The organism is Phaeobacter sp. JH20_29 (assembly GCF_048056175.1).
Taxonomy (GTDB): domain Bacteria; phylum Pseudomonadota; class Alphaproteobacteria; order Rhodobacterales; family Rhodobacteraceae; genus Phaeobacter; species Phaeobacter bryozoorum.
In genome coordinates, this window is sequence record NZ_JAYMWO010000013.1 from 179,729 (window position 1) to 203,312 (window position 23,584).

Below are 23,584 nucleotides of genomic sequence, written 5' to 3' on the forward strand. Positions count from 1 at the left end.
GCGGCGGCTTGCGTTAGGTTTTGCCTATGACTGCCGCGCGTGACGCAACCCTATCCTCTGGAAAACCGCGCTCCCGCACGACCTCGTGGCGGGTGCGTCTTGCTTTGCTCTTGCTTATGGCCGTCGCTGCGGTGACCGTCTGGGTCACCAATCGGGCGCTGACCGATCGCTTCACCGAAAGCACCCGCAACCGGGCTGAGCTGCGTCTTGCGCTCTACTCTGGCAACCTGGTGAGCGAGCTGGGGCGCCACGCCATCGTGCCGCAGCTTCTGGCGAGGGATCAGGCACTGATCTCGGCGCTGCAATCGAATGATTTTTCGCTCTCGACCCAGCGGCTGATCTCCTTTGTCGAGGAAATCGGCGCCGCCTCCATCATGCTGATGGCGCAGGACGGGCGCACCGTGGCCGCCACCGATCGCAACCGGTTGGGCCAAACTCACCGCAATGCGGGTTATTTCGTCGACGCGCTGCGCTCCAAAACCACCGTGTTCTCGGCGATCCGCAGCGAGGTCGGCAGCTATCGTTTCACCTATTCGCGCCGTATCGTCGACACCTCCGGCATCCTCGGGGTGATCGTGGTGGAGGTCGATCTGCAGAAGTTCGAGCGCGCATGGGCAGGGATTTCGGATGCGGTGATGGTGTCCGACAGCACCGGCACCATCATTCTGGCGACGGAGTCGCGCTGGCGCGGCCTGTCGGAGGCGGATGCGCTGCAATTGCAGACCCCTGAGGGGGCCATTCAGCGCGCGATCCGGGCCACCACGGATTGGACCGCGCTGCCCGCCGATGCCTATCTCCAGGGCGAAGCGGTGATGCGGCTGGAATCCCGGATCCCGTTTCAGGGCTGGCGGCTGACCTCTTTCACCACCTACGCGTCGATCCGCGAACGGGTGAACACGGTTTTGGCGCTTGAGATCATGGGATTCGCCATTCTGCTGGCGCTGGCTTTCTATGCGCTGAGCCGTCGCACCGCGCTGCGCATGGCGCTGTTCCAGCGCGAGTCGGCAGAGCTTCGCGTATTGAACGCACGGCTACAGCGGGAAATTGCCGAACGCGAACGCATGCAGGAGACCCTCGCAGTGGCCGAACAGAGCCTCGCGCAGAGCTCGAAACTGGCCGCTCTGGGTGAGATGTCGGCGGCCGTCAGCCACGAGCTGAACCAGCCGCTGGCGGCGATGAAAACCTATCTGGCGGGGGCGCGGCTGCTGCTCAATCGCAACCGCCCCGAGGAGGCGCTGGCCTCCTTTGGCAGGATCGACGATCTGATTGAACGGATGGGCGCGATCACCCGCCAGCTGAAGTCCTACGCGCGCAAGGGCGGTGATACGTTCAGCCCCGTAAATATGGGCGATGCGCTTGCCTCCTCGCTGTCGATGATGGAGCCGCAGCTGCGTCAGCGGCACGTCAAGATCGCCCGTATCCTGCCCGAGGAACCGGTCTATGTGATGGGCGATCGGATGCGGATTGAGCAGGTGATGGTGAACCTGTTGCGAAACGCACTAGATGCTACAAAGTCAGTCGAAGACCCGGAGGTCGAAATCCTGCTGGCGGCGGGCGAGACAGCCACTCTGTCGGTGCGCGACAACGGGATGGGGATCAAGGATTTCGGCAGCCTGTTTGAACCCTTCTACACCACCAAGCAGCCGGGGGACGGGGTTGGGTTGGGGCTTGCCATCTCCTCGGGTATCGTGAACGACCTAGGCGGTCGGCTGACCGCCCGCAACGGGCAGAGCGGTGGCGCCGTATTTGAAATGCAACTGCCGATCCTTGTGGACGGTATCGAGGCCGCGGAATAGCGCGGTATCACTGGATGGAGGGCACGCGAATGGCACAGGCCATGAAAATCGCGATCGTCGATGATGAACAGGATATGCGACAGTCGATCAGCCAATGGCTGGCGCTGTCTGGCTATGACACCGAGACCTTTGCCAGCGCCGAGGACGCGCTAAAGGTGCTGGGGCCGGATTATCCCGGGATTGTCATCTCGGATATCAAGATGCCGGGCATGGACGGGATGCAGTTCCTGAAGAAACTGATGGGCAGCGACTCAGCCTTGCCGGTCATCATGATCACCGGTCACGGTGATGTGCCAATGGCGGTTGAGGCGATGCGGGTTGGCGCATTCGACTTTCTCGAAAAACCCTTTAACCCGGATCGCATGTCGGAACTGGCCAAGCGCGCCACCGGGGCCCGCCGCCTGACGCTCGACAACCGGGTGCTGCGGCGCGAGCTCTCCGACGGCAGCACCATCATGAAGAAACTCATCGGCTCCAGCCCGGTGATGGAGCGCCTGCGCGAGGATATCCTGGATCTGGGGCAGGCGGATGGCCATGTGCTGATCGACGGCGAAACCGGCACCGGCAAGACGCTGGTGGCCCACGCGCTGCACGCGGTCGGCAGCCGGGCGGGCAAGAAATTCGTGCTGGTCTCCTGCGCCGCGCTGGAAGAGGAGGCGCTGTCCAAGCGCCTGTTCGGTCCGATGCAGCCCGAAGACAGCTCGCTCCCCGCCATTGAGGAGGCCCGTGGCGGCACCCTGGTGCTGGAAGATGTCGAAGCCCTGAGCGAAACGCTCCAGGCCAAGCTGCTTAGCGTCATCAATGAGCAGGGCATTCCGGGGGAGACGCGCATCGTGGCGATCTCCAACCTGCAGGAAGCCGGCAAGACCTGCGAAGACGCGCTGCGCCCGGATCTGTTCTACCGGCTTGCCGCGCTTCGGATCACCGTGCCGCCACTGCGCCAGCGCGGCGAGGATATCCTGACGCTGTTCACCCGCCTGTCCGAACAGTTTTCCGAAGAATACGGCTGTGACGCACCTCAGGTGAGCGCCCAGGAGGCCGCGCAGCTGTTGCAGGCGCCCTGGCCGGGCAATGTGCGCCAGCTGATCAATATCGCCGAGCGGGCCGTGCTGCAGTCGCGTCGTGGCTCTGGCACCATTGCATCGCTGTTGATGTCGGACCACGAGGATATGCAACCGGTGATGACCACCGAAGGCAAGCCGCTGAAGGAATATGTCGAAGCCTTCGAACGGATGCTGATCGACAACACCATGCGGCGCCACAAAGGGTCCATCGCCAGCGTCATGGATGAGCTGTGCCTGCCGCGCCGGACGCTCAACGAAAAGATGGCCAAATACGGGCTGCAACGCTCCGACTATCTGTCCTGACCGCCAAACCGCGCGTTAACCAAGATTGGGCCGCCTCCCTCCTGGGGGCGGTCCTTGTCGTTCCGGTAACGGAATATTCATGATTTTCAGTCTAGGAACCAAGGGGATAGCATTTAGATTGCAGGTGTGACGAATGACCATTGTCATTACCTATCCACAGGTCTTATGCTGCCTAAATGGGGACGGGACTAGAGTGATCCTGCCCCTCTTGATGAGATTCGCTGCCTTTGTTTTTGTCCGGCAAGATCCGAGAAAGCAAAGTCAGACCGATTGGCCCCGCAGTATTTCGGGGCAGTTTAGCACCTGACTGGGGTTTCCCAGCAGGGATATAATCAGGGCAGGGCGCGGATATTCCCACCTGTCGGAGAAGAAACGCGATGACGCGCGCGAGAGAGAACAGCAGACAGGCAGGAGGGCCGGACAGATGTTCCGGGGCTAACCGCTGTACTGCATGGGCCAATCGCGCGCCTCAAGACATCGCCCAGACAAGACACCACCCCAATCGTTCACGTCCGCCCGGAAACGGGCCAGATGCGCGCGTGCGCGGCAGGTGCACCAAGGACTCATGGCAAAGAAGATGCTTATTGATGCCACCCACGCGGAAGAGACCCGCGTTGTGGTGGTCGATGGAAACAAGGTTGAGGAATTTGACTTTGAATCCGAAAACAAACGTCAGCTCGCTGGCAATATCTACCTCGCAAAAGTAACCCGCGTCGAACCTTCGCTGCAGGCAGCTTTTGTGGACTATGGCGGCAACCGCCATGGCTTCCTCGCTTTTTCGGAAATTCATCCCGACTATTACCAGATCCCCGTCGCCGACCGTGAGGCCCTGATGGAGGAAGAGCGCGCCTATGCCGAGGCACAACGCGCCCGTGATGACGAGGAAGAGGAAAGGCCTGCCAAGCGCCAGTCGCGGTCGCGTCGTGGTCGCACTCGGGCTGCCGAGGTGAAATCCGCCGATGTCGTCGAGACGAAAGATGTCAGCCCGGAGGCCAGCGAAGGCGGCGCCGACATCGCGGGTATGGAAACCATCGACCTGACCGATGACATGGCCGCAGCTGACACCAAGCTGGCGGATGTGCCCGAGGCCACAGACGGCAATGAGACCGCCGCCGCAGAGGTGGTTGTCGAAGAAGCGGTGAAGGAAGCTTCGCCAGAGCCGGAAGCACAGGACGACAGCTCCGCTGACGATCTTGCGGCAGAGGCAGAAGACGCTTCTGATGCGGCTGCCGATGACGACGGTGACGATGCCGAGACCGCTGCCGATGCGACGGCCAAGGATGAGAATATCGAATCCGTTGCCGAGGAAGACGACAGCGAAGACATTCGTCCGGTGCGCAAACCGCGCCCGCGTCGCTACAAGATCCAGGAAGTCATCAAGGTCCGTCAGGTCCTGCTGGTTCAGGTCGTGAAAGAAGAGCGCGGCAACAAAGGCGCAGCACTCACCACCTATCTGTCGCTGGCTGGCCGCTACTGCGTGCTGATGCCCAACACCGCGCGCGGTGGTGGTATCTCGCGCAAGATCACCAATGCCGCCGACCGCAAAAAGCTGAAAGATATTGCGGTTGAACTGGACGTGCCGAGCGGCGCGGGGCTGATCGTGCGCACCGCCGGTGCCAAACGCACGAAATCCGAGATCAAGCGTGACTATGAATACCTCCAGCGCCTGTGGGAGCAGATCCGCGAACTGACGCTGAAATCCATCGCACCGGCCAAGATCTACGAAGAGGGCGATCTGATCAAACGCTCGATCCGCGACCTCTACAGCCGCGAGATCGACGAGGTTCTGGTTGAGGGCGAACGCGGCTACCGCATCGCCAAGGACTTCATGAAAATGATCATGCCGTCCCACGCCAAGAACGTGAAAAACTATCAGGATCAGCTGCCGCTCTTTGCCCGGTTCCAGGTCGAAAGCTACCTCGGTGCGATGTTCAATCCGACCGTTCAGCTGAAATCCGGCGGTTACATCGTGATCGGCGTGACCGAGGCGCTGGTGGCAATCGACGTGAACTCCGGTCGCGCCACCAAGGAAGGCTCGATCGAGGAAACCGCGCTCAAGACCAACCTGGAGGCCGCCGAAGAGGTGGCGCGCCAGCTGCGTCTGCGTGACCTTGCCGGTCTGATCGTCATCGACTTCATCGACATGGACGAGCGCAAGAACAACGCCGCCGTCGAAAAGCGCATGAAGGACAAGCTGAAGACCGACCGCGCCCGTATTCAGGTGGGCCGGATCTCCGGCTTTGGCCTGATGGAAATGTCGCGTCAACGTCTGCGTCCCGGCATGATCGAGGCGACCACCGCGCCGTGCCCGCATTGTCACGGCACCGGTCTGATCCGGTCGGATGACTCGCTGGCGCTGTCGATCCTGCGCCAGATCGAGGAAGAGGGCACCCGCCGTCGCTCCCGCGAGGTGCTGGTGCGCTGCCCGGTCAGCATTGCCAACTATCTGATGAACCAGAAACGCGAGCATATCGCCCAGATCGAAACCCGTTATGGACTGTCCGTGCGGATCGAGGGTGACCCGCATCTGGTCAGCCCGGATTTCTCGCTCGAGAAGTTCAAGACCGCCTCGCGTGTGGTTCCTGTTGTCACGACGCCGGTGGTATCCGTTGATACCTCGATCATGGATCAGGTCGACGCCGACGAGGCGGCCGAGGAGGCCGATGATGAGGTCGAGACCGATACCAATGACGCGGATGTCGCAGAGACCCAAGCCTCTGGCGACGAGGGCGATGGGGACAACAAACCCAAGCGCAAGCGTCGTCGTCGGCGGCGGCGGAAGTCCTCCGGCGGTGAGGGCGATGAGACCAACGGCGACGCTCAGGCGGATGCGAAATCTGATGACCAGAAGGCCGCAGACTCGGCAGATGGCGACGCAGACGACAGCGACGACAAAGCTGATGCCGCAGAAGGCAAGGACGCCGCACCCGAGGAGGGTGAGGGCGAGGTGAAGAAACGCACCCGCACCCGCACCCGTTCGCGCAGCCGCAAGAAGAAGACCGATGAGACCGTGGCAGCCGATGGTGAGACACCGGCCGAAGCCGGCGCAGAGGAGGCGGATCCCGCCCCGGAGCCTTCGGATGAGCAGGCGACGGCAGAGGAGGCGTCTGTGGAGGCCCCGACCGAGGAGGAGGTGGCACCCACACCAGCAGCAGCTCTCAACGGGGCGGCTCCGGTGGAAGAAACCCAAGCGGCAGACACCGTCTCCACACCCGAACAGCCAGACACTGCGGAGGTTGAGCCGACCGCCGCGCAGGAGGTTCCAGCCGAACCGGCAACGGCCGACCCGATCGAGACCGATGAAGCGACCGCGCAGGATGTGGCCGCAGATCACGTCGAGGCGCCGACGGAGACCGCTGCCGAAGCGCCTAGCGAAGCGGCGCCTGAGGACCAGGCCGAACCTGCGCTGGCAGGCGCAGAGGCGGAGCCAGTCAGCCCGCCCAAGCCCAAGCGGCGCGGTTGGTGGTCGGTTGGTAGCTGATCAGCAAAACCAAAGAAAGGCGGGCGTTTAGCCCGCCTTTTTCATGTCAGGTCTCAAGACATCAGGAGCACCTCCATGCAGAGCGAGCCCCCCGTGATGGATCCGTTATTGGACCAACTGCTGGCGGCGGAAACCGCCGTTTGGACGGCGTTGCGGCGGGGTGATGTTGCCGCGGACCGCGCCGCGCTGCATCCGCAGTTTCTGGGCGTCTACCCCAGCGGCTTTGCCGGGCGCGACGATCATTGCGAACAGCTGGCCAACGGACCCACAGTGGCATGGTTCAGACTTGAGCAGGCGCGCGTCCTGTCGTTGGCACCCGATTGCGCGTTGCTCGCCTATCGTGCCACCTATGCCCGCCCGGACCAGACCGGCGGGGATGCAGAGGCCGCCACAATGTATGTCAGTTCAATCTGGCAGCGCGTCGATGCGGTCTGGATCAATATCTTCAGCCAGGACACCGAGGCCCTGCCAGAGGGGGCGGAAAACCCGCTCCCCTAGGCGCTGGCGATCACCAGCCCGCCCAGGCGCACAGCCTGTCCATGTCCGTACCCTGAACAGAGGGTTGCACGGGCTGATAGGCTCAGCCGCCTTTGCGGATCAGATAGGTCTGATGCTTCGGATTGTCGCGGATTTCCAGCAGCTCATGGCCCGCCTCATGACAGAAATGCGGGATATCCACCACCGCTGCCGGATCGTCGGCATGAACCTCCAGAACCATGCCAGAGGCCAATGGTTTCAGGCGTTTGCGCGCCTTCAGTACGGGCAGGGGGCACAGCAGCCCGATTGCGTCCAGAGTCTCTTTGGTGTCGGTCATACCTTGCAGATAATCCGGTTGTTTCATCCTGTCCACAAGGTTGTGACCGGCGCCCCCCGTGACCTTTGCAAGAGGCTGGTCTAAGGATTGGGCATGTTTGGTATTGAAATCATCGACGCAGGGCTGATCCCTGCCATGCTGGTGGCGCTGACGGCTGGATTGATCAGCTTTCTGTCGCCCTGTGTGCTGCCCATCGTGCCACCTTATCTGGCCTATATGAGCGGCGTTTCCATTGGCGAGATTCAGGGCACGACCCATGCCCGGCGCAAGGCCATCGTCGCAGCGCTGTTCTTTGTCATGGGGCTGTCGACGGTGTTTCTGCTGCTTGGGTTCACGGCCTCGGCTTTTGGTGCCTTTGTGCTGCAGAATCAGGAACTCTTTGCGCAGATCTCAGGCGTTGTCGTAATCATTTTCGGCCTGCATTTCCTGTCGGTTTTCCGCATTCCGATCCTTGACCGCGAGGCGCGGATGGAAACCGATCAATCCGGTGGCTCGGCCGTGGGGGCCTATATTCTCGGGCTCGCCTTTGCCTTTGGCTGGACGCCCTGTATCGGCCCGCAGCTCGGTGCCATTCTTTCGCTGGCGGCGACCGAGGCATCGGTGGCGCGCGGTACGCTGCTGCTCGGGATCTACGCGCTTGGTCTTGGCGTGCCGTTCCTGCTGGCGGCGATCTTCCTGACCCGGTCGATGGTCCTGATGAACCGGATCAAACCCTACATGGGGGTGATCGAGAAGTTCATGGGCCTGCTGCTGATTGTTGTCGGGTTCATGCTGGTCACCGGCCTTTTCTCTGAGTTCTCTTTCTGGCTGCTTGAGACCTTCCCGGCGCTGGCCACCCTCGGCTGACCTGCCGTCCGGGCTGGCGGTCGCTTTGCGCCGTTGCCACGACATCCCCGCCCGAGATCGCCCCGTCTGACAGAGGTCCGGCGGGGCTTACTCTTTTTGTAAGGCACCGCTAAGCTGGCGCGACGACAAACAGGCAAATCGGGTCGCGCAGTCCGTGCAAGAGCAAACAACCAAGACATCCGCCGTTGGCAAGCCCGATGCGCAAAAGAGTGGCGCCTCCCCGTGCGACGGGCAGGATCCGCCCGTGCGCCGCCGCAAGCTGTTCTACATCCCGGGCTATGATCCGATGCCACCGCGCCGCTACCGCGAGCTCTACCGGACGGAGGGCGCCCGGCAGGCGGAGATTTCCGGCTACCAGTTGTCGCTCTCGCCCCGATCCGAGAGACCGCAGGCAGCTGCCGCAACACCCGGGTTCGGCTGGCAGGTCACCGCACAGATCGAGGGCTGCGAGGTCCACACCGATGTTGATGTGCTGATCTGGTCGGACATTGTTCAGGGCAGCATGGCGCCGTCGATTGCGCAGACCTATTGGCAGATGCTGCGCACCGCCTGGATCTATATCTCCACCGGCACCTTGCGGCGGCTCATGTGGCTGCGCAAAGGCCCGGTGATCGCGGCGCTTTATCCTGTGGGTATGCTGCTGCTTCAGCTGGTGCTTGCCTGTCTGCTTGCCGTGACCATCGCCCGGCTCGGGCAGGGCGCTGTTGCCTGGCTTGGTCTCTCCGCGGGCTGGGCTGCTGCGGCGGCAGCGGTGGTGTTCTGGGCGCTGGGGCTGATTGCGGCGGCGGCGCTGATGCGCTGGTTCCGGCGTCAGGACGGTCGGCTGTTTGCCTATTACCTGATGCATGATTACGCCCATTCCGCCGCGCTGCGCGGCGCCTATGCGCCCGAACTGGGACAGCGTATTGCACAATTCGCCGGGGAGGTTGCCGTCGCCCTGAGTGACCCCAGCTATGACGAGGTGCTGGTCGTCGGTCATTCCTCCGGCGCCTATATCGGGGTCAGCGTACTGGCCGATGTGCAGCGCAGCGGGCTGGCCGGACGTCATGCCACCCTCGGCTTTCTGAGCCTCGGCCAGGTGGTCCCGATGGTCTCCTTCCTGCCCGAGGCACATCGGCTGCGCCGTGATCTGCACGACCTGTCCGGGCGCGGGGATCTGTGCTGGGTGGATGTCACGGCGCCGGGAGATGGCTGTGCCTTTGCGCTTTGTGATCCGGTTGCCGTGAGCGGCGTTGCTCCCGCGACAAAACGCTGGCCGCTGGTGATCTCGGCGGCCTTTACCCAGACCCTCAGCCCGGAACGATGGGCCGCGCTGCGGTGGCGGTTTTTCCGGCTGCATTTTCAATATCTCTGCGCCTTCGACCAGCCGGGGGATTACGATTATTTTCAGATCACGGCAGGGCCAAGGACGCTCGAAAGCCGCTATCGCAACCGCAACCCCTCGCGGTCCCGGATTGATGTCACCGCGTCCAAATATACCTCGTTGGGGGACTGATGGCGGGCAAAGGCAAAACGTCAGATCCAACCACAGCCATACCCGGCTCGGCGCCCGGTTCCGCAGGATCAACGGTAACCCCGCCCAAGCCGCCCGCGCGCGCCGACAAGGTCTCGCTCTGGCGCTATCTGCGGCTGTTTCGCGCCGATCTTCTATCGGCACAGCCCGCCAAACTCTACCGCGCCTGGATGGCAGAGTTTCGCACACCCTTCTTTCGCTCTTATCTGGTCAATCAGCCGGATCTGGTTGATACGGTGCTGAAACAGCGCCCGGAGAGCTTCCCGAAATCCAGCCGCATCAGCGAGGGGCTGCGCCCGCTGCTCGGGAATTCGGTGTTTCTGACCAATGGCGAGGTCTGGAAGCGCCAGCGCCGGATCATTGACCCGGCCTTTGAAGGTGGCCGCCTGCGCCAGATCTATCCGGCCATCCATGACGCCGCCGAGGCCGCGGTGGCGCGACTCACCGATCAACAGCGCGAAACCCCCGGCCACCCAGTTGAAATCGAATCCGTGACCTCTCATGCGGCGGCCGATGTGATCTTTCGCACGCTGTTTTCGATCCCGATAGAGCATCATATGGCGCAGGAGGTCTTTCATCGCTTTCGGGCCTATCAGCAGGCGCAGCCGATCCTCAATATTGCCGCCTTGGTGCCGCTGCCGCGCTGGATGCCGCGGTTTCACCGCCTTGCCACACGCCGCAACGCCGCGCGGATCCGGGCTCTGATCACCGATCTCACCCAACAGCGGATGGCGACCATCGCGGCAGGCGGCGCCCCGGATGATCTGGCCACCAAGATCATGACCACGGCGGACCCCGAAACCGGAGATCTGTTCTCAACCCAGGAGATGGTCGATCAGGTCGCGATTTTCTTTCTGGCCGGGCATGAAACCAGTGCCTCGGCCCTGGCCTGGGCACTCTATCTGGTGGCCCTTGCGCCCGACTGGCAGGACAGGATCGCGGCGGAGGCTCAGGATCTGTCACTCGACAGTTTCGCGGAAGTGGGCAAGCTCAGGGTCAGCCGTGATGTATTCCGCGAGGCGCTGCGGCTTTACCCGCCGGTGCCAATGATGGTGCGCGAGACGACCTGTCCGCAGCAATTTCGTGGCCGCACCCTGCCAAAGGGCGCTCAGGTCGTGCTCAGCCCCTGGCACCTGCACCGCCATACGCGGCTCTGGGAGAACCCGGACGGGTTTGATCCGGGGCGGTGGCAGACCGAGAATGGCAAGACCTGTCAGCGCGAGGCCTATATCCCCTTTTCGGCCGGACCACGCGTCTGTACCGGCGCGGGGTTTGCCATGGTCGAGGGGCCGCTGATCCTGTCGATGATCCTGCGAAGGTTTCGCGTGGCGCCGGTATCAGGCAAAGAGCCGATCCCGGTGGCCCATCTGACGGTTCGGTCAAAGAACGGGATCTGGCTGCAGCTGACACCGCGCTAGCCAAGGAAATTCGAATTCTATTGGCAAATTTCGTCTAGGATATTTGCGTCACTGAATGATGCGCAATGCGTCCTGATGGCAAAAGAGGATCACCCGACTTACGTTTTCAACCGCGTGAACGCCCCTGCGTTTCAGCTCGCGCCGAAAACGCTCCCAACCCAGCAGCCGGTCGATGTCGCGATTCTGGCGGCGGATCACGCCACCTCGGGCAGTGGCCTGAGATTGGAACAGCCGCAACAGCCAGCTGTCGGTGGTAGGCGGGGCGGGCATCGGTATGGCGATACGATCCCAAGCCCTGATTAACGTGACCTTAAGCGTCGCAAGACATGCAGGCGGATGGCCGAGGCCAGACCGCAATCCACGCCGCGCGTTTCGTCGATCTCGGCGGCCAGATCATTGATGGCGCGCCCGTCTTCGGCTGCAATCTCGCGGAAGGCCTGCCAGAATTCATCTTCGAGCGAGACCGAGGTGCGGTGGCCCCGCAGGGTCAGAGAGTGTTTTCTGGGCCGGTTAGTCATCGTCGCGCCGGTGCTTGTCCAGCCGGTCGATCTCCTGCGCATTGCGCGCCTTGTCGAGATCCTTCTCGGCTTTGGTCCGGCCATAGGTCACGGCGTTTCGGTCAGCGCGGGCCTTTTTCTCGGCCCGCGCCTTGTCTTTGCGATACCGGTTCAGATTGACCGGTTTCACCATCAGCCCTTGGGACCGATCATCTGCTCAGGCCGCACCACCGCGTCAAATGTCGCCTCATCCACGAAGCCAAGCGCAATGGCCTCTTCCTTCAGCGTGGTGCCGTTCTTATGCGCGGTCTTGGCAACCTTGGTGGCATTGTCATAGCCAATCGTCGGCGCCAGCGCGGTGACCAGCATCAGCGATTCCTTCATCAGCTTGTCGATGCGCGGCTCATTGGCCTCGATGCCGTTCAGCATCCGCTCGGTGAAGCTGTCCGCCGCATCGCCCAGGAGCTGGATCGACTGCAGGAGGTTGTAGGACATCATCGGGTTGTAGACGTTCAGCTCGAAATGGCCCTGCGAGCCTGCGAATTTGATCGCGGCATCATTGCCCATCACGTGGGCGGCAACCTGGGTCAGCGCCTCTGCTTGGGTCGGGTTCACCTTACCCGGCATGATCGACGATCCGGGCTCGTTCTCCGGCAGGATCAGCTCGCCAAGGCCGGAGCGCGGGCCGGAGCCGAGGAAGCGGATGTCATTGGCGATCTTGTAGCAGCTGCCCGCAATGGTCGCGAGCGCGCCGGACAGGAACACCATGGCGTCATGGGCGGCCAGTGCCTCGAACTTGTTCGGCGCAGTGACAAACGGCAGGCCAGTGATCTCGGCCATGTTGGCAGCGACCGTCTCGCCCCAGCCTTTTTGCGTGTTCAGTCCGGTGCCAACGGCGGTGCCGCCCTGTGCCAGCTCGTAGATGCCGGGCATCGCCGCCTCGACCCGGGCCAGACCCTGACGGATCTGATGGGCGTAGCCGCCGAATTCCTGGCCCAGCGTCAGCGGGGTGGCATCCTGCGTATGGGTGCGGCCAATCTTGATGATATCCTTGAAGGCCTCGGATTTGGCTTCCAGCCCTTCGGCCAGTTTCGTCAGCCCCGGCACCAGCACGTCGCGCACCATCATCGCGGTGGCGATATGCATCGCGGTGGGGAAGGTGTCGTTTGAGGACTGGCCCATGTTGCAGTGATCATTCGGATGCACCGGATCCTTGGAACCGATGGTGCCGCCGAGGATCTCGATGGCGCGGTTGGCGATCACCTCGTTGGAGTTCATGTTGGACTGGGTGCCGGACCCAGTCTGCCAGACCACCAGCGGGAAGTTGTCATCGAACTTGCCCTCGATCACTTCGCCCGCAGCCTGGATGATGGCATCCGCCAGCGTCGCATCCAGCGCGCCCGAGGCCTTGTTTGCCATGGCGCAGGCCTGTTTGATCACCCCCAGCGCGCGCACGATGGCGACGGGCTGTTTTTCCCAGCCAATAGGGAAGTTCATGATCGAGCGCTGGGTCTGAGCGCCCCAGTACTTGTCTGCAGGGACCTCAAGCGGACCGAAGCTGTCGGTTTCGGTGCGGGTATCGGACATAAGTCTCTCTCCGTCTGATGATGACTAAATGTATGCGTTGGTATGCCGTCTACCCCGTGCCGGACCACGAGGCAATTGCGCAGTTTCGCGCAGCATAGCCATTCCGCACCCGAGGTATAGAGGCCAATGCGGGATGAGCCATTGCACCGGGGCAGAAGACCGCTAGATTAGGCTCAGACAATCCGACGTCAGCCCAAACCGAAGGATCCGCCTGTGCTCAGACACCGACCATTGCAGCCATCTTTGGCCACCTCACAGGGCAGGCGCCACTGCACGCCCGAGGCGGCGACGCGGTGTGTATCACGGCTGCAGATGCGTCTTCAGGCCGGGTTTCTGACACTTGCGCTGATCGTGATTTTTGCCGGGCAGGCGCTGGCCGCTGATGTGCGGCCATTCTTTGGCCGCTATCAGGGCTCTCTGGTGGTGCCCAACGCTGACGGCAGCGAGGAACACCGTGATGCCACCGTGCAGATCGGCCCGATCGCCAAAAGCGATGAAGGCTTCTATGTACAATGGACAACCACCTCGCTGAAGAAGGATGGGCGGCGCAAGACCAAGTCCTATAGTGTCGAGTTCCAGCCGACCGAGCGGGACGATATCTTTGCCGCCGCGATGAAACGCAATGTGTTTGGCCATACCGTGCAGCTCGATCCGATGAAGGGCGAACCCTATGTCTGGGGCCGCATCGTGGGCGATACGCTGACGGTCTTCTCGATGTTCATCGGCCCCAATGGCGACTACGAGATGCAGCAATATGACCGGACATTGGCAGAGGGCGGGCTGGATCTGGTCTATTCCTCTCATCGCAACGGGTTGCCGCGCAAGGAGCTGAAAACTTTCCTCGAACGTCACTGACCGCCGCGACGAATCCGGCGAAATATTTTATTAACAGTCTCTTGCGGCGCAAAGCTAAGGCGTCACGGGCGGCGTCAAACAGGCGCGGCTACGGGGCGTGTCAGGGCTGCACCGCACGGGACACCGTCTATCGAGGCCCATTCAGTGGCTCCACAGGAGCGCACCGATGCAAGCACCGGTTCACGAACCTTAGCGGTCAGATGTGAATGAATGGGCGCGTGGAACCGCGTGTTACTTGCGGAAACTGTCCAGCGATACCACGTCGGCGGCCTTCTTCGCGTCCGGGTCTTCGTCGACCTCGATCTCGATGCCATCGTCCAGTTCGGCAATCATCTCTTCGGCGTCGTCGTCATCCTCTGGCGTCTCAAACCGCAGGCCGAACTCAACCGAGGGATCGACAAAGGTCTTGATGGCGTCATAGGGGATATAGAGAGGCTCCGGCGCATCGCCGAAATTCAGCGTGATGGCAAAGCCGTCCTCGCCGACCTCCAGATTGTCGAACCAGTGCTGCATGACCACGGTCATCTCGCCAGGGTAGCGATCCGACAGCCAATCTGCCAGCTCCGCATCAGGGTGCGAGGTGTCGAAGGTGATGAAAAAATGATGATTTCCGGGCAGCCCGTGTTCAGCCACCCCATCCAGTACAGATCGGATCAGACCACGCATGGCCGAATGCATCAGATTTCCATAGTCAATTTCGCGGGACATTCCGATACCCTTAAGTCTCTATTGGTTTCAGAATACGGATTTCTACCGGAAACTAAAGGCCCGCTCGTTAGGGATTCGTAAATAATTTCTGACACTAGCAGGGGAATGCCCGACATTTGCGCTGGGATTGCGTTGCTCAGATGACCTGCGCCAGAAGGATGCCAAGTCCGCCCATCACCGGCAGTATCAGCGCCAGTCGTCCACCGCAGGCCAGCGCCACCACCGGTGCGGCCAGCACCAAAAGCGCAGCGCTGACATTCAGGCTGGCCATGACTGGCATCATCAGGGTGAGCGCGGGCAGCTCCAGAACCGCAATCTCGCGAAACAGCACATGCAGCAGAAACCAGACCGACAGGTTCAGGATGACGCCGACCACGGCCGCGGTGATTGCGCGCAGCGCAGCGCCCAGCCGGGGATGGCTGGCAATCCGCTCCACATGTGGAGCCGCGAGAAAGATCCACAGAAAACAGGGCAGAAAGGTCGCCCAAAGCGCGACCAGCCCGGCCGCAATCGCCATCCATGCCCCGGAGGCCAGCGCACCGGCCAGCATCGCCACAAATTGCGTCACCAGAATCAGCGGCCCCGGTGTGGTTTCCGCCAGCCCCAGCGCATCAATCATCTGGCCGGTATCGATCCACTGGTACTGCCCGACCACCGTCTGCGACATATAGGCCAGAACCGCATAGGCTCCGCCAAAGGTGACAACCGCCAACTTGGCAAAGAACCAGCCGATATCCGCCAGCAGCTGCGGGCCGAACAGGCTCAAAGCAGCCAGCGGCAGCAGCCAGAGCCCGCCCCAGATCAGCAGTGTCGACCAGAACGGCGTTGCGGCCTCGGGCCCGTGACCGATCGGCCCGGCGGGAGAGGGGGGCGCGGGCCGGGCCCCCAGCGCGCCGATCAGCGCAGCCGCCAGAACCACCAGCGGAAACGGCAGCCCGAACAGGAACAGTGCAACAAAGCCAAAAGCCGCCAGCCCATAATCGGTGACACCATGCAGCGCCTTCTTTCCCAGCCGTTGCAGCGCCTGAAGGACAATCGCGACCACCGCTGCCTTGATGCCGAGGAAAGCCGCCTGAACAACAGGTTGGGTGCCAAAGTTCACGTATAGAAAGACCAGGGCGGCGATCACCAGCGCGCCCGGCAGGACAAACAACAGCCCTGCAATCAGCCCGCCGATGCCACCACGCAGCCGCCAGCCGGCGTAGGTGGCCAGCTGCATCGCTTCCGGTCCCGGCAACATCATGCAGAACGACAGCGCACGCAGAAATCCGGCCTCGCTCAGCCAGGGGCGATCCTCGACCAGCTCCTTGTGCATCAATGCAATCTGCGCCGCAGGCCCGCCAAAGGACAGCAGCCCAATGCGGCCAAACACCCGGATCAGATCCGCCATCGCGATCTGGGGGGGGGCTGGGCTAATCTCGGGGTCTGCGGACATGTCGGTCATAGGCGCACCATTGGCTGGACGCTGACCTTGTAGCATTCTGCGCGACCAGTGCCAGTGGCCGCGGACCGTGGAGAGGCCGAAAACCGGAGAGGTTACAGAAACTTCACAGTGCCGCCTGCGGCTGCCTGGTCAGGTGTCATCCATCCAGGTCAGCCGCTCACCGGTCATGCAGATCGGCAGACAGTCCTGTGGCAGCTGGCCGAGCTGCTCGAACATGGTCATATAGTCGAAGTTGGACAGGAATTCCCGGATCTGACCATCCTGCATCCGCACAATCAGCTGGCCGTAGTAGTCCAGTTTGTCATCCGAACTGCGGCCATAGCACCGCACGTGGACCCGGATCGCGCAATAGTCGCCGTCATCCAGCGCATGGGTCAGGGTCAGGTCAAGATCCTCCATGAGATTGTGCAGCGTGCCGACAATTTCGCGGTAGTCCGCGGCAATTGCGATTGCGCCATGCAGAGGGCCGTTTACCTCAAGCTCAGGATGAAACATCGGCTCAATCTGGTCGAGGTCCAGACCGACCCAGACATCGTGAAACCATCGAAAGAGCCGTTCACTGTTTTTCATTTATTCCCTAAGGGTCAGAAACTGACACCGGTTGAAGCATCGGGGTTGCGCAGGCAGCCTTATTCAGGGTTGCAGCATTGGTCGAAACAACGCCTGACGCGAGACTGGACCGTCGTCAGACATGAGACTGAAGCACAAGTGTTAACAACAATTCAATGGGCATTCGCTCCGGTTGGCGCTGCCCGCAGTCGAGTTTGATCGCCTCTGGTGCCTCCCGCGCATCTGCGCTGGTGTATCGACCTTCGGCGTGGCCCCGGATGTGGCGTCAGGGGGCGCCTGTGGTACCGAGATGCCTGCATTGTGAGAAACAGATATTGCGGTAGGGCCGAGGCCAAGATCGAAGTCTGGAGTAGGCGAGGAGGAAGTGCAGGTTTCTGTTGCCAGGTACCTGCGAACCCCGCCTTACGCGGCTAGGCGCAAGGACTTAGTTTCGGCGACATTAACAGCTTACGCTGCTACTGCCATTGCCGGAGCACGATTGTCATTTGCAATTGTACAAGTTTCGCCGATAACGGTGGCAGACAGCCGAGACAAAGCTAACCCCTTTAGACGTTCGTCGATCCTGTTTCGACCCCATGATCCCCAAATGAAGGATGTTTGGTGGAGTCGCCGGGTACCGCCCCCGGGTCCGATCCGCTTATTACGAGCGCGTTTATGTCCATAGTTCCCGAAGGAACACCCTGAATATAGGCCGTGCCGATACGGAGTTAAAGGGGAAATGACACATAAAATACGTCCCGGCGGGAGCGGCTGCACCACGACGCCGGGGCGGTGGTTTAGCCATGGTCGCCCCTGGTCGCTTCGGCAGCCCGCCGGGCAAAGACCGCAGCGGCCAGCGTGCGGGTCTCGTCCTCCAATGCGGTCAGCCCGGCAGTGGCGGCGGCCTCGTCGCGCCCCTCCAGCGCATCGGCAATGGCGCCATGCAGTGCCACCATCCGGGCGCGGTCGCGCGCGGTAAAGGTGATCATATTCATCAGCGGCTGCATCGCCTCGACCGCTCCGGCCAGCTGGTAGGACAACACCGGATTGCTCGCCGCATCGACCAGCGCCCGGTGAAAGGCCACATCCGAGGCGCAGAACGCCTCATCCGTCAGCCCGGGCTGGCCCTGACGAAAGATCTCGGCGCGCATGGTCGCCAGCTGATCCGCCGTCCGACGTGCCGCCGCCAGCGGCGCGCAGGCCCGTTCCAGCGCATAGCGCGCCTCGCAGGCAGTGTCGAAACTGACAGCATTCATACTCAGCAGCAGCGTCGACGTGGTCACCTGCTGGGCGTAGGCATCCTCAAAACTCAGCCGGTTGACAAAGGCGCCGCCGGTGGCGCCGCGCTGGGTGCGGATCAGCGCCTGCGCGGCCAGCCGCTTCAGGGCTTCGCGGACTGTTGGCCGGGACACCTGAAACTGCTCGGCCAGTTCGGCCTCCGAGGGCAGGCGCTGGTCCACAGGCAGGGCGCCGCTGATGATCGCATCGCGGATGGCTTCGGCAATCTGCGCCGACAGATCCGCGGCGCTACGGGGGTTCAGCTTCATGTCGGTGCCCTGTGTGGTGGCCAGTGTCTTGGCCTGTGTGATGATCTCTGTGATGACCTGTGGCGTGGCGCGCGTCTCGGCAGAAATCATTTGTCAGACATTTAAAAGTCTGACATTTGATTGGCAAGAGTTGAGTCGCCCGCCATCGCCGTTTCGGCTGCACGGCGGGTCCGCGCTCCTGGCGCGTCAGGTTGAATTCAGAGGAGGACCCATCATGTTCAACGCATTGGTTGTGACCAAGGACGAAGACAGCGGCGAGACATCCGCCGCCGTGCAAACGCTCAGCCTCGAGCAGCTGCCGGATGCAGAGGTGACCGTGGCAGTGGACTACTCAACCGTGAACTACAAGGATGGCCTCTGTCTTGGTCCGGGCGGCGGACTGGTGCGCAAATATCCGCATGTGCCGGGCATTGATTTTGCAGGCACGGTCGAGACCTCCAGCGATGAGCGTTACAAACCCGGCGACAAGGTTGTGCTGACTGGCTGGCGCGTCGGCGAAGCCCATTGGGGCGGTTATGCGCAAAAGGCCCGCGTGCGCGCCGATTGGCTGGTGCCCTTGCCGGATGGGATCGACACGCGCCAGGCCATGGCTGTTGGCACAGCGGGTTTTACCGCAATGCTGGCCGTCATGGCGCTTGAGGATCACGGGCTGACACCGGGCCACGGCCCGGTGCTGGTGACCGGCGCTGCGGGTGGCGTGGGGTCGGTGGCAACCGCGATCCTCTCCAACCTCGGCTATGAGGTTGCGGCGGTCACCGGGCGCCCTGAGACATCCGACTATCTCACCGCCCTTGGCGCCACCCAGATCGTGCCGCGCGAAGAGCTGAACGAGACGGTAAAGCGCCCGCTCGAAAGCGAGAACTGGGCGGGCTGCATTGATGCGGTCGGTGGTGCGATGCTGGCGCGGGTTCTGGGCCAGATGAAATATGGGGCCTCGGTGGCGGCGGTTGGCCTTGCAGGCGGGGCCGGTCTGCCCGCCACGGTGATCCCGTTTCTGTTGCGCGGCGTCAACCTTCTCGGCATCGACAGCGTGATGCAGCCTTATGACAACCGCCTGCGGGCCTGGCAGCGCATCGCCACCGATCTGCCGATGGATAAGCTGGAGGCGATGGTGCAGCCGGCCACCCTGTCCGATCTGCCACAGCTGGGCGCCGATATCCTGAAAGGGCAGGTGAAGGGCCGCGTTGTCGTTGATGTGAACGGCTGACACGGCCTCTGCTGACGGGGCAACCCGCCTGAAGGTCGACAGATCAGAGATTGATCGGGCGATGATCACAGGGAAACCTGTCAGAACGCGCAGCCAGCCTGCGCGTTCTTTGCGCGTCCGTGGGGCCAGCTGGTCAATCCCCGCGTCATAGACCCGGCAACCGGGCGCATGTCGCGCAGCGATTGCAACGCTGTCACGCAGATCGCCCCACAAGGCGCGACATTTGCATGGTTTTCTGCTAGGCTGGTGATCTGTCCATGGCCACGCCAGCCGCTGCCTGACCGCAGCGCGTGACTGGGCTGACGCGGATCTATCGGCGATCGTTGTCGGCATGAGCGCTGTGATGATCGCGCCCGACCGCCTGCTCAACAAGCGCCGGTCATGGAGAGGCGCCCGTGCGGGGGCTGCATTTTTTCGCGATCGGCGGGAACCTGCGCAGCGCGCGACGGTTGAGACACTGGACGTTCACATAAGACAGAACAGGGACACCCATGACAGACGAAACGGCCAATCAGGGCATACCCGCCCCCGACGGTGAGGCCGCCGTCATCGACACTGAATATGAAATCGGACAGGACAATCTGGAAGGATCCGTGGGACCGATTGGATTTGACATCCATAACCCGGTTTTCATGGTCTCCGGCATCAGCATCATGCTGTTTGTGTTCTACGCGCTGGTTCTGCCGGAACAGGCGGCTACCTTCTTTGGCTGGCTGCGCCCCGCCGTGACCAGCTCGTTCGACTGGTTCTTCCTCAGCGCGGGCAATATCTTCGTGCTGTTCTGTTTCTTCCTGATCGTCTCGCCTTGGGGCAAGGTGCGCCTTGGCGGGGCCGACGCGGCGCCCGATTATACCTACATCGGCTGGTTTGCGATGCTGTTTGCGGCCGGCATGGGCATCGGCCTGATGTTCTACGGCGTCAGCGAACCGATGAGCCATTACTCCACCGCCTTTGGTGGCGTGAGCATGGGTGAAAATGGCGCCCGCACCGACTGGGCGCCGCTGGGCGGCGCAGCCGGGGACAGCACCGAAGCCGTGCGTCTGGGCATGGCGGCGACAATCTATCACTGGGGCCTGCACCCATGGGCGATCTACGCGATTGTTGCCCTGTCGCTGGCGCTGTTCTCCTTCAACAAGGGGCTGCCACTCACCATCCGCTCGGCCTTCTACCCGATCTTCGGCGAGCGGGTCTGGGGCTGGACCGGCCATATCATCGACATTCTGGCGGTTTTCGCCACGCTCTTTGGCCTTGCAACCTCGCTGGGTTTTGGCGCGACACAGGCCAATGCGGGCCTGAACGAGCTGTTCGGTGTGCCGGTTGGCTCAACCACCGAGGTGCTGCTGATCTCCGCCATCACCGCGGTTGCGCTGATCTCGGTTGTGCGCGGTCTTGATGGCGGTGTGAAAGTGCTGAGCGAAATCAACATGGGGCTGGCCTTCCTGCTGTTGATCTTCGTGCTTCTGGTCGGGCCAACGCTGCTGATCATCACCGGCTTTTTCGACAGTCTGGTGGCCTATGTGCAGTATCTGCCGGCGCTCTCCATGCCCTTCGGCCGCGAGGATGCCAACTACAGCCAGGGCTGGACCGCCTTTTACTGGGCGTGGTGGATCAGCTGGTCGCCGTTTGTCGGCATGTTCATCGCCCGCGTCAGCCGGGGTCGCACCGTGCGCGAGTTCATCATCTGCGTTCTGCTGATCCCCAGCCTGGTCTGCGTCCTGTGGATGAGCGTCTTTGGCGGCACCGCCATTCATCAGGTGGTGGCTGATGGCTATACCGGCGCGCAGGATGCCGCACTTGAGCTGAAGCTGTTCAAGATGCTGGATCAGCTGCCGCTGGCCTCGATCACCTCCTTTGTCGGCATCCTTCTGGTGATCGTGTTCTTCGTCACCTCATCGGATTCCGGCTCGCTGGTGATCGACACCATCACCGCAGGCGGCAAGGTCGACGCGCCGCTGCCGCAACGGGTCTTCTGGTGCGTGTTCGAAGGTGCGGTTGCGATCGTGCTGCTGCTCGGCGGTGGTCTTGTGGCCCTGCAGGCGATGGTGATCTCCACCGGCTTGCCGTTCACCATCGTGCTGCTGCTGATGTGCTGGGCGATCCTGCGCGGATTGCAGACCGAGGCGCGCTGATCCCGCGCCGCCATCCCGGACCGGCAATGCCCAGAAACGCCCCGGAGAACTCCGGGGCGTTTGCCGTTCAGCTCTTGGCCTCATAGAAGCCGACCGAATTGCCGTCGGGGTCTTTGGCGTAGAAGAACTGCCCGTCGGGCAGCGGCACCGCCTCTGACACCACCTGCCCACCGGCGTCGGTCACCCGCGTCATCACATCGGCCAGCGCACCTTCGGCGGCCAGATGCAGGGTCGGGCCAACACCATCCGGGGCCGGGGTGCCGGGATAGATGCTCAGCGCGACCCCGGTTGCCGGGTCCTTGGGGCGAAACAGCAGCATCGGGTTTGGTCCATCGCTGACCAGTTCCAGCGCGGCGCCGGTCACATGCTCGTAGAACTTGCGCGCGCCGTCCATGTCGGTGACGGGGATCTCTCCCCAGACCAGAAAATCCTTGGGCGTATAGGCCATCATCTGCATCCTTTCGTGTTGATGTATCCCCTAGCTACCCGCCACTGTTGACAGAAAATGACATCAGGTCAGCGGTGGCCGCAGTCTCTCCGCGCTTGACCTTGCGCATCATCGCCGTCACTTCTTCTGAGACAGAAAGAGGAGAGACCATGGCCCTTGATATCGACTTTGTCCGCAGCCAGTTTCCGGCCTTTGCAGCGCCCAACCTGCAAGGTCAGGCCTTTTTCGAGAACGCCGGTGGCTCTTATACCTGTCAGCAGGTGATCAACCGGCTCACCCGTTTTTATACCGAACGCAAAGTGCAGCCCTATGCCCCCTATGAGGCCTCGACGCTGGCGGGCGACGAGATGGACGAGGCGCGGCACCGGCTTTCCGGCATCCTCGGGGTGGCACGGGATGAGCTGAGCTTTGGCCCCTCGACCACCCAGAATACCTATGTGCTGGCGCAGGCCTTTCGCCAGTTCCTGTCTCCGGGGGAGGCGATCATCGTCACCAATCAGGATCACGAGGCCAACAGCGGCCCGTGGCGGCGCCTTGCGGATGCCGGGATCGAGGTGCGCGAATGGCAGATCGACCCGCAAACCGGCCATCTGAACCCGGCAGATCTGGAAAATCTTCTGGACGAAAACGTCCGGCTGGTCTGTTTTCCGCATTGTTCCAACGTGGTCGGGGAACTGAACCCGGTCACCGAAATCACCGCTCTGGCCCATGCGGCCGGCGCCTTTGTCTGCGTCGATGGTGTCTCTTACGCGCCCCATGGCCTGCCCAATGTCGGCGAGCTGGGGCCGGATATCTATCTGTTCTCCGCCTATAAGACCTACGGGCCGCATCAGGGGCTGATGGTGATCCGCCGCGCCCTGGGGGAGCTGCTGCCCAATCAGGGACATTTCTTCAACGGTGACACGCTCTACAAACGCTTCACTCCGGCGGGGCCGGACCACGCTCAGGTCGCCGCCTGCGCGGGCATGGCCGACTACATCGCCGCGCTGGCCCATCATCACGGCGGCCCGCTAACCGAAGGCGCGGCACAGGGGGCCTTTGTCCACGATCTGATGCGCGCCCATGAGGTGGAGCTGCTGCAACCGCTGCTCGATATGGTGAAGGACCGCAATGATCTGCGCCTGATCGGCCCCTCTGATGCCAGCAGACGCGCGCCCACCGTGGCACTGGCGCTGGATCGCCCCGCCGAAGCCGTAGCCGGTGAACTGGCCGAACATGGCATCATGGCGGGGGGCGGTGATTTCTACGCCCTGCGTGCCCTGAACGCGATGGGTGTCTCTACCGGTGACGGCGTGCTGCGGCTCAGTTTTACGCATTACACCTCGAAAAAAGAGATGACACAGTTGATCGAGGCCCTAGATCGCGTGTTGTGAAAACC

At 62.3% G+C, this 23,584-nt stretch carries 21 protein-coding genes and 1 other RNA gene; 11 read left to right on the forward strand and 11 right to left on the reverse strand.

Annotation, left to right across the window (positions count from 1 at the left end; all coding sequences use genetic code 11):
• Positions 1-26 precede the first annotated feature (26 nt).
• The 4 genes from VWZ85_RS10635 (at position 27) to VWZ85_RS10650 (ending at position 7,142) form a co-directional block, all read left to right on the forward strand.
• Entirely contained in the window at positions 27-1,796 is a 1,770-nt protein-coding gene (locus tag VWZ85_RS10635) for an ATP-binding protein (protein ID WP_340545394.1), read from the forward strand.
• 29 nt (positions 1,797-1,825) lie between these two features.
• Positions 1,826-3,163 (forward strand): sigma-54 dependent transcriptional regulator, encoded by a 1,338-nt coding sequence (locus tag VWZ85_RS10640; RefSeq protein ID WP_340545395.1) that lies wholly within the window; start codon positions 1,826-1,828, stop codon positions 3,161-3,163.
• A gap of 565 nt (positions 3,164-3,728) precedes the next feature.
• Positions 3,729-6,644 (forward strand): Rne/Rng family ribonuclease, encoded by a 2,916-nt coding sequence (locus VWZ85_RS10645; protein ID WP_416588216.1) that lies wholly within the window; start codon positions 3,729-3,731, stop codon positions 6,642-6,644.
• Between the two features lie 75 nt (positions 6,645-6,719).
• Positions 6,720-7,142: a DUF4440 domain-containing protein gene (locus VWZ85_RS10650; RefSeq protein WP_416588218.1), complete on the forward strand. Its 423-nt coding sequence runs from the start codon at positions 6,720-6,722 to the stop codon at positions 7,140-7,142.
• A gap of 82 nt (positions 7,143-7,224) precedes the next feature.
• Here the strand turns inward: VWZ85_RS10650 and VWZ85_RS10655 are convergent, their stop codons facing one another.
• Complete coding sequence (locus VWZ85_RS10655) at positions 7,225-7,458, reverse strand: sulfurtransferase TusA family protein (protein ID WP_340545398.1); 234 nt, start codon at positions 7,456-7,458, stop codon at positions 7,225-7,227.
• Between the two features lie 93 nt (positions 7,459-7,551).
• Between VWZ85_RS10655 and VWZ85_RS10660 the strand changes: the two genes are divergently transcribed.
• From VWZ85_RS10660 to VWZ85_RS10670, 3 genes are all read left to right on the forward strand, one after another.
• Positions 7,552-8,304, forward strand: coding sequence for a cytochrome c biogenesis CcdA family protein (locus VWZ85_RS10660; protein ID WP_416536090.1), 753 nt, complete (start codon positions 7,552-7,554; stop codon positions 8,302-8,304).
• Positions 8,305-8,548: 244 nt separating this feature from the next.
• Positions 8,549-9,799, forward strand: coding sequence for a hypothetical protein (locus tag VWZ85_RS10665; protein ID WP_416595462.1), 1,251 nt, complete (start codon positions 8,549-8,551; stop codon positions 9,797-9,799).
• Positions 9,799-11,235: a cytochrome P450 gene (locus VWZ85_RS10670; protein WP_416588223.1), complete on the forward strand. Its 1,437-nt coding sequence runs from the start codon at positions 9,799-9,801 to the stop codon at positions 11,233-11,235. Before VWZ85_RS10665 ends, VWZ85_RS10670 begins: the two co-directional genes overlap by 1 nt.
• A 48-nt stretch (positions 11,236-11,283) precedes the next feature.
• On the opposite strand, the gene VWZ85_RS10675 is transcribed toward VWZ85_RS10670, so the two are convergent.
• The 4 genes from VWZ85_RS10675 to fumC are packed head-to-tail and all read right to left on the reverse strand — an operon-like array spanning position 11,284 to position 13,319.
• Positions 11,284-11,505 carry an N-(5'-phosphoribosyl)anthranilate isomerase gene (locus VWZ85_RS10675; RefSeq protein ID WP_416588225.1) on the reverse strand — a complete coding sequence of 74 codons (222 nt, stop codon included), beginning with the start codon at positions 11,503-11,505 and terminating at the stop codon, positions 11,284-11,286.
• 29 nt (positions 11,506-11,534) lie between these two features.
• Positions 11,535-11,753: a ribbon-helix-helix domain-containing protein gene (locus VWZ85_RS10680; RefSeq protein ID WP_029601902.1), complete on the reverse strand. Its 219-nt coding sequence runs from the start codon at positions 11,751-11,753 to the stop codon at positions 11,535-11,537.
• On the reverse strand, positions 11,746-11,925 hold the full coding sequence (locus VWZ85_RS10685; RefSeq protein ID WP_340545402.1) for a DUF4169 family protein: 180 nt from the start codon (positions 11,923-11,925) through the stop codon (positions 11,746-11,748). Before VWZ85_RS10685 ends, VWZ85_RS10680 begins: the two co-directional genes overlap by 8 nt.
• Complete coding sequence (gene fumC / locus VWZ85_RS10690; RefSeq protein ID WP_340545403.1) at positions 11,925-13,319, reverse strand: class II fumarate hydratase; 1,395 nt, start codon at positions 13,317-13,319, stop codon at positions 11,925-11,927. The genes VWZ85_RS10685 and fumC overlap by 1 nt, the downstream gene beginning before the upstream one ends.
• Positions 13,320-13,631: 312 nt before the next feature.
• Here fumC and VWZ85_RS10695 point away from each other — a divergent pair, with 312 nt between their 5' ends.
• A complete protein-coding gene (locus VWZ85_RS10695; protein ID WP_340545404.1) occupies positions 13,632-14,174 on the forward strand; it encodes a hypothetical protein in 543 nt (180 codons plus the stop codon).
• 231 nt (positions 14,175-14,405) lie between these two features.
• Here VWZ85_RS10695 and VWZ85_RS10700 read toward each other — a convergent pair whose 3' ends face one another.
• The 5 genes from VWZ85_RS10700 to VWZ85_RS10720 all read right to left on the reverse strand — a co-directional run bounded on the left by VWZ85_RS10700 (position 14,406) and on the right by VWZ85_RS10720 (position 18,422).
• Positions 14,406-14,882, reverse strand: a complete 477-nt coding sequence (locus VWZ85_RS10700; RefSeq protein ID WP_416538673.1) for an SspB family protein — start codon at positions 14,880-14,882, stop codon at positions 14,406-14,408.
• Positions 14,883-15,018: 136 nt separating this feature from the next.
• Positions 15,019-16,326, reverse strand: coding sequence for a chromate efflux transporter (chrA, locus tag VWZ85_RS10705; protein ID WP_416588226.1), 1,308 nt, complete (start codon positions 16,324-16,326; stop codon positions 15,019-15,021).
• Between the two features lie 129 nt (positions 16,327-16,455).
• Positions 16,456-16,896 carry a nuclear transport factor 2 family protein gene (locus tag VWZ85_RS10710; RefSeq protein WP_416536086.1) on the reverse strand — a complete coding sequence of 147 codons (441 nt, stop codon included), beginning with the start codon at positions 16,894-16,896 and terminating at the stop codon, positions 16,456-16,458.
• 363 nt (positions 16,897-17,259) lie between these two features.
• Positions 17,260-17,612, reverse strand: a transfer-messenger RNA (tmRNA) gene (gene ssrA / locus VWZ85_RS10715).
• Between the two features lie 60 nt (positions 17,613-17,672).
• Positions 17,673-18,422, reverse strand: coding sequence for a FadR/GntR family transcriptional regulator (locus tag VWZ85_RS10720; RefSeq protein ID WP_416588831.1), 750 nt, complete (start codon positions 18,420-18,422; stop codon positions 17,673-17,675).
• A gap of 214 nt (positions 18,423-18,636) precedes the next feature.
• On the opposite strand from VWZ85_RS10720, the gene acuI reads away from it, so the two are divergent.
• Both acuI and VWZ85_RS10730 read left to right on the forward strand, forming a co-directional pair.
• Entirely contained in the window at positions 18,637-19,629 is a 993-nt protein-coding gene (gene acuI / locus VWZ85_RS10725; protein ID WP_416536082.1) for an acryloyl-CoA reductase, read from the forward strand.
• 491 nt (positions 19,630-20,120) lie between these two features.
• Positions 20,121-21,758, forward strand: a complete 1,638-nt coding sequence (locus VWZ85_RS10730; RefSeq protein WP_340545409.1) for a BCCT family transporter — start codon at positions 20,121-20,123, stop codon at positions 21,756-21,758.
• A gap of 67 nt (positions 21,759-21,825) precedes the next feature.
• Here the strand turns inward: VWZ85_RS10730 and VWZ85_RS10735 are convergent, their stop codons facing one another.
• Positions 21,826-22,206, reverse strand: coding sequence for a VOC family protein (locus tag VWZ85_RS10735; RefSeq protein ID WP_416536081.1), 381 nt, complete (start codon positions 22,204-22,206; stop codon positions 21,826-21,828).
• A 149-nt stretch (positions 22,207-22,355) separates the two neighbouring features.
• Between VWZ85_RS10735 and VWZ85_RS10740 the strand changes: the two genes are divergently transcribed.
• On the forward strand, positions 22,356-23,579 hold the full coding sequence (locus tag VWZ85_RS10740) for an aminotransferase class V-fold PLP-dependent enzyme (protein WP_416542360.1): 1,224 nt from the start codon (positions 22,356-22,358) through the stop codon (positions 23,577-23,579).
• Positions 23,580-23,584: the final 5 nt, after the last annotated feature.

Bases quoted from the DNA above. Each gene is read 5' to 3' on its own strand.
- VWZ85_RS10635 (WP_340545394.1), top strand. From the start codon at position 27: ATGACTGCCGCGCGTGACGCAACCCTATCCTCTGGAAAACCGCGCTCC.
- VWZ85_RS10640 (WP_340545395.1), top strand. From the start codon at position 1,826: ATGGCACAGGCCATGAAAATCGCGATCGTCGATGATGAACAGGATATG.
- VWZ85_RS10645 (WP_416588216.1), top strand. From the start codon at position 3,729: ATGGCAAAGAAGATGCTTATTGATGCCACCCACGCGGAAGAGACCCGC.
- VWZ85_RS10650 (WP_416588218.1), top strand. From the start codon at position 6,720: ATGCAGAGCGAGCCCCCCGTGATGGATCCGTTATTGGACCAACTGCTG.
- VWZ85_RS10655 (WP_340545398.1), bottom strand. From the start codon at position 7,458: ATGACCGACACCAAAGAGACTCTGGACGCAATCGGGCTGCTGTGCCCC.
- VWZ85_RS10660 (WP_416536090.1), top strand. From the start codon at position 7,552: ATGTTTGGTATTGAAATCATCGACGCAGGGCTGATCCCTGCCATGCTG.
- VWZ85_RS10670 (WP_416588223.1), top strand. From the start codon at position 9,799: ATGGCGGGCAAAGGCAAAACGTCAGATCCAACCACAGCCATACCCGGC.
- VWZ85_RS10675 (WP_416588225.1), bottom strand. From the start codon at position 11,505: ATGCCCGCCCCGCCTACCACCGACAGCTGGCTGTTGCGGCTGTTCCAA.
- VWZ85_RS10680 (WP_029601902.1), bottom strand. From the start codon at position 11,753: ATGACTAACCGGCCCAGAAAACACTCTCTGACCCTGCGGGGCCACCGC.
- VWZ85_RS10685 (WP_340545402.1), bottom strand. From the start codon at position 11,925: ATGGTGAAACCGGTCAATCTGAACCGGTATCGCAAAGACAAGGCGCGG.
- fumC (WP_340545403.1), bottom strand. From the start codon at position 13,319: ATGTCCGATACCCGCACCGAAACCGACAGCTTCGGTCCGCTTGAGGTC.
- VWZ85_RS10695 (WP_340545404.1), top strand. From the start codon at position 13,632: ATGCGTCTTCAGGCCGGGTTTCTGACACTTGCGCTGATCGTGATTTTT.
- VWZ85_RS10700 (WP_416538673.1), bottom strand. From the start codon at position 14,882: ATGTCCCGCGAAATTGACTATGGAAATCTGATGCATTCGGCCATGCGT.
- chrA (WP_416588226.1), bottom strand. From the start codon at position 16,326: ATGACCGACATGTCCGCAGACCCCGAGATTAGCCCAGCCCCCCCCCAG.
- VWZ85_RS10710 (WP_416536086.1), bottom strand. From the start codon at position 16,896: ATGAAAAACAGTGAACGGCTCTTTCGATGGTTTCACGATGTCTGGGTC.
- VWZ85_RS10720 (WP_416588831.1), bottom strand. From the start codon at position 18,422: ATGAAGCTGAACCCCCGTAGCGCCGCGGATCTGTCGGCGCAGATTGCC.
- acuI (WP_416536082.1), top strand. From the start codon at position 18,637: ATGTTCAACGCATTGGTTGTGACCAAGGACGAAGACAGCGGCGAGACA.
- VWZ85_RS10730 (WP_340545409.1), top strand. From the start codon at position 20,121: ATGACAGACGAAACGGCCAATCAGGGCATACCCGCCCCCGACGGTGAG.
- VWZ85_RS10735 (WP_416536081.1), bottom strand. From the start codon at position 22,206: ATGGCCTATACGCCCAAGGATTTTCTGGTCTGGGGAGAGATCCCCGTC.
- VWZ85_RS10740 (WP_416542360.1), top strand. From the start codon at position 22,356: ATGGCCCTTGATATCGACTTTGTCCGCAGCCAGTTTCCGGCCTTTGCA.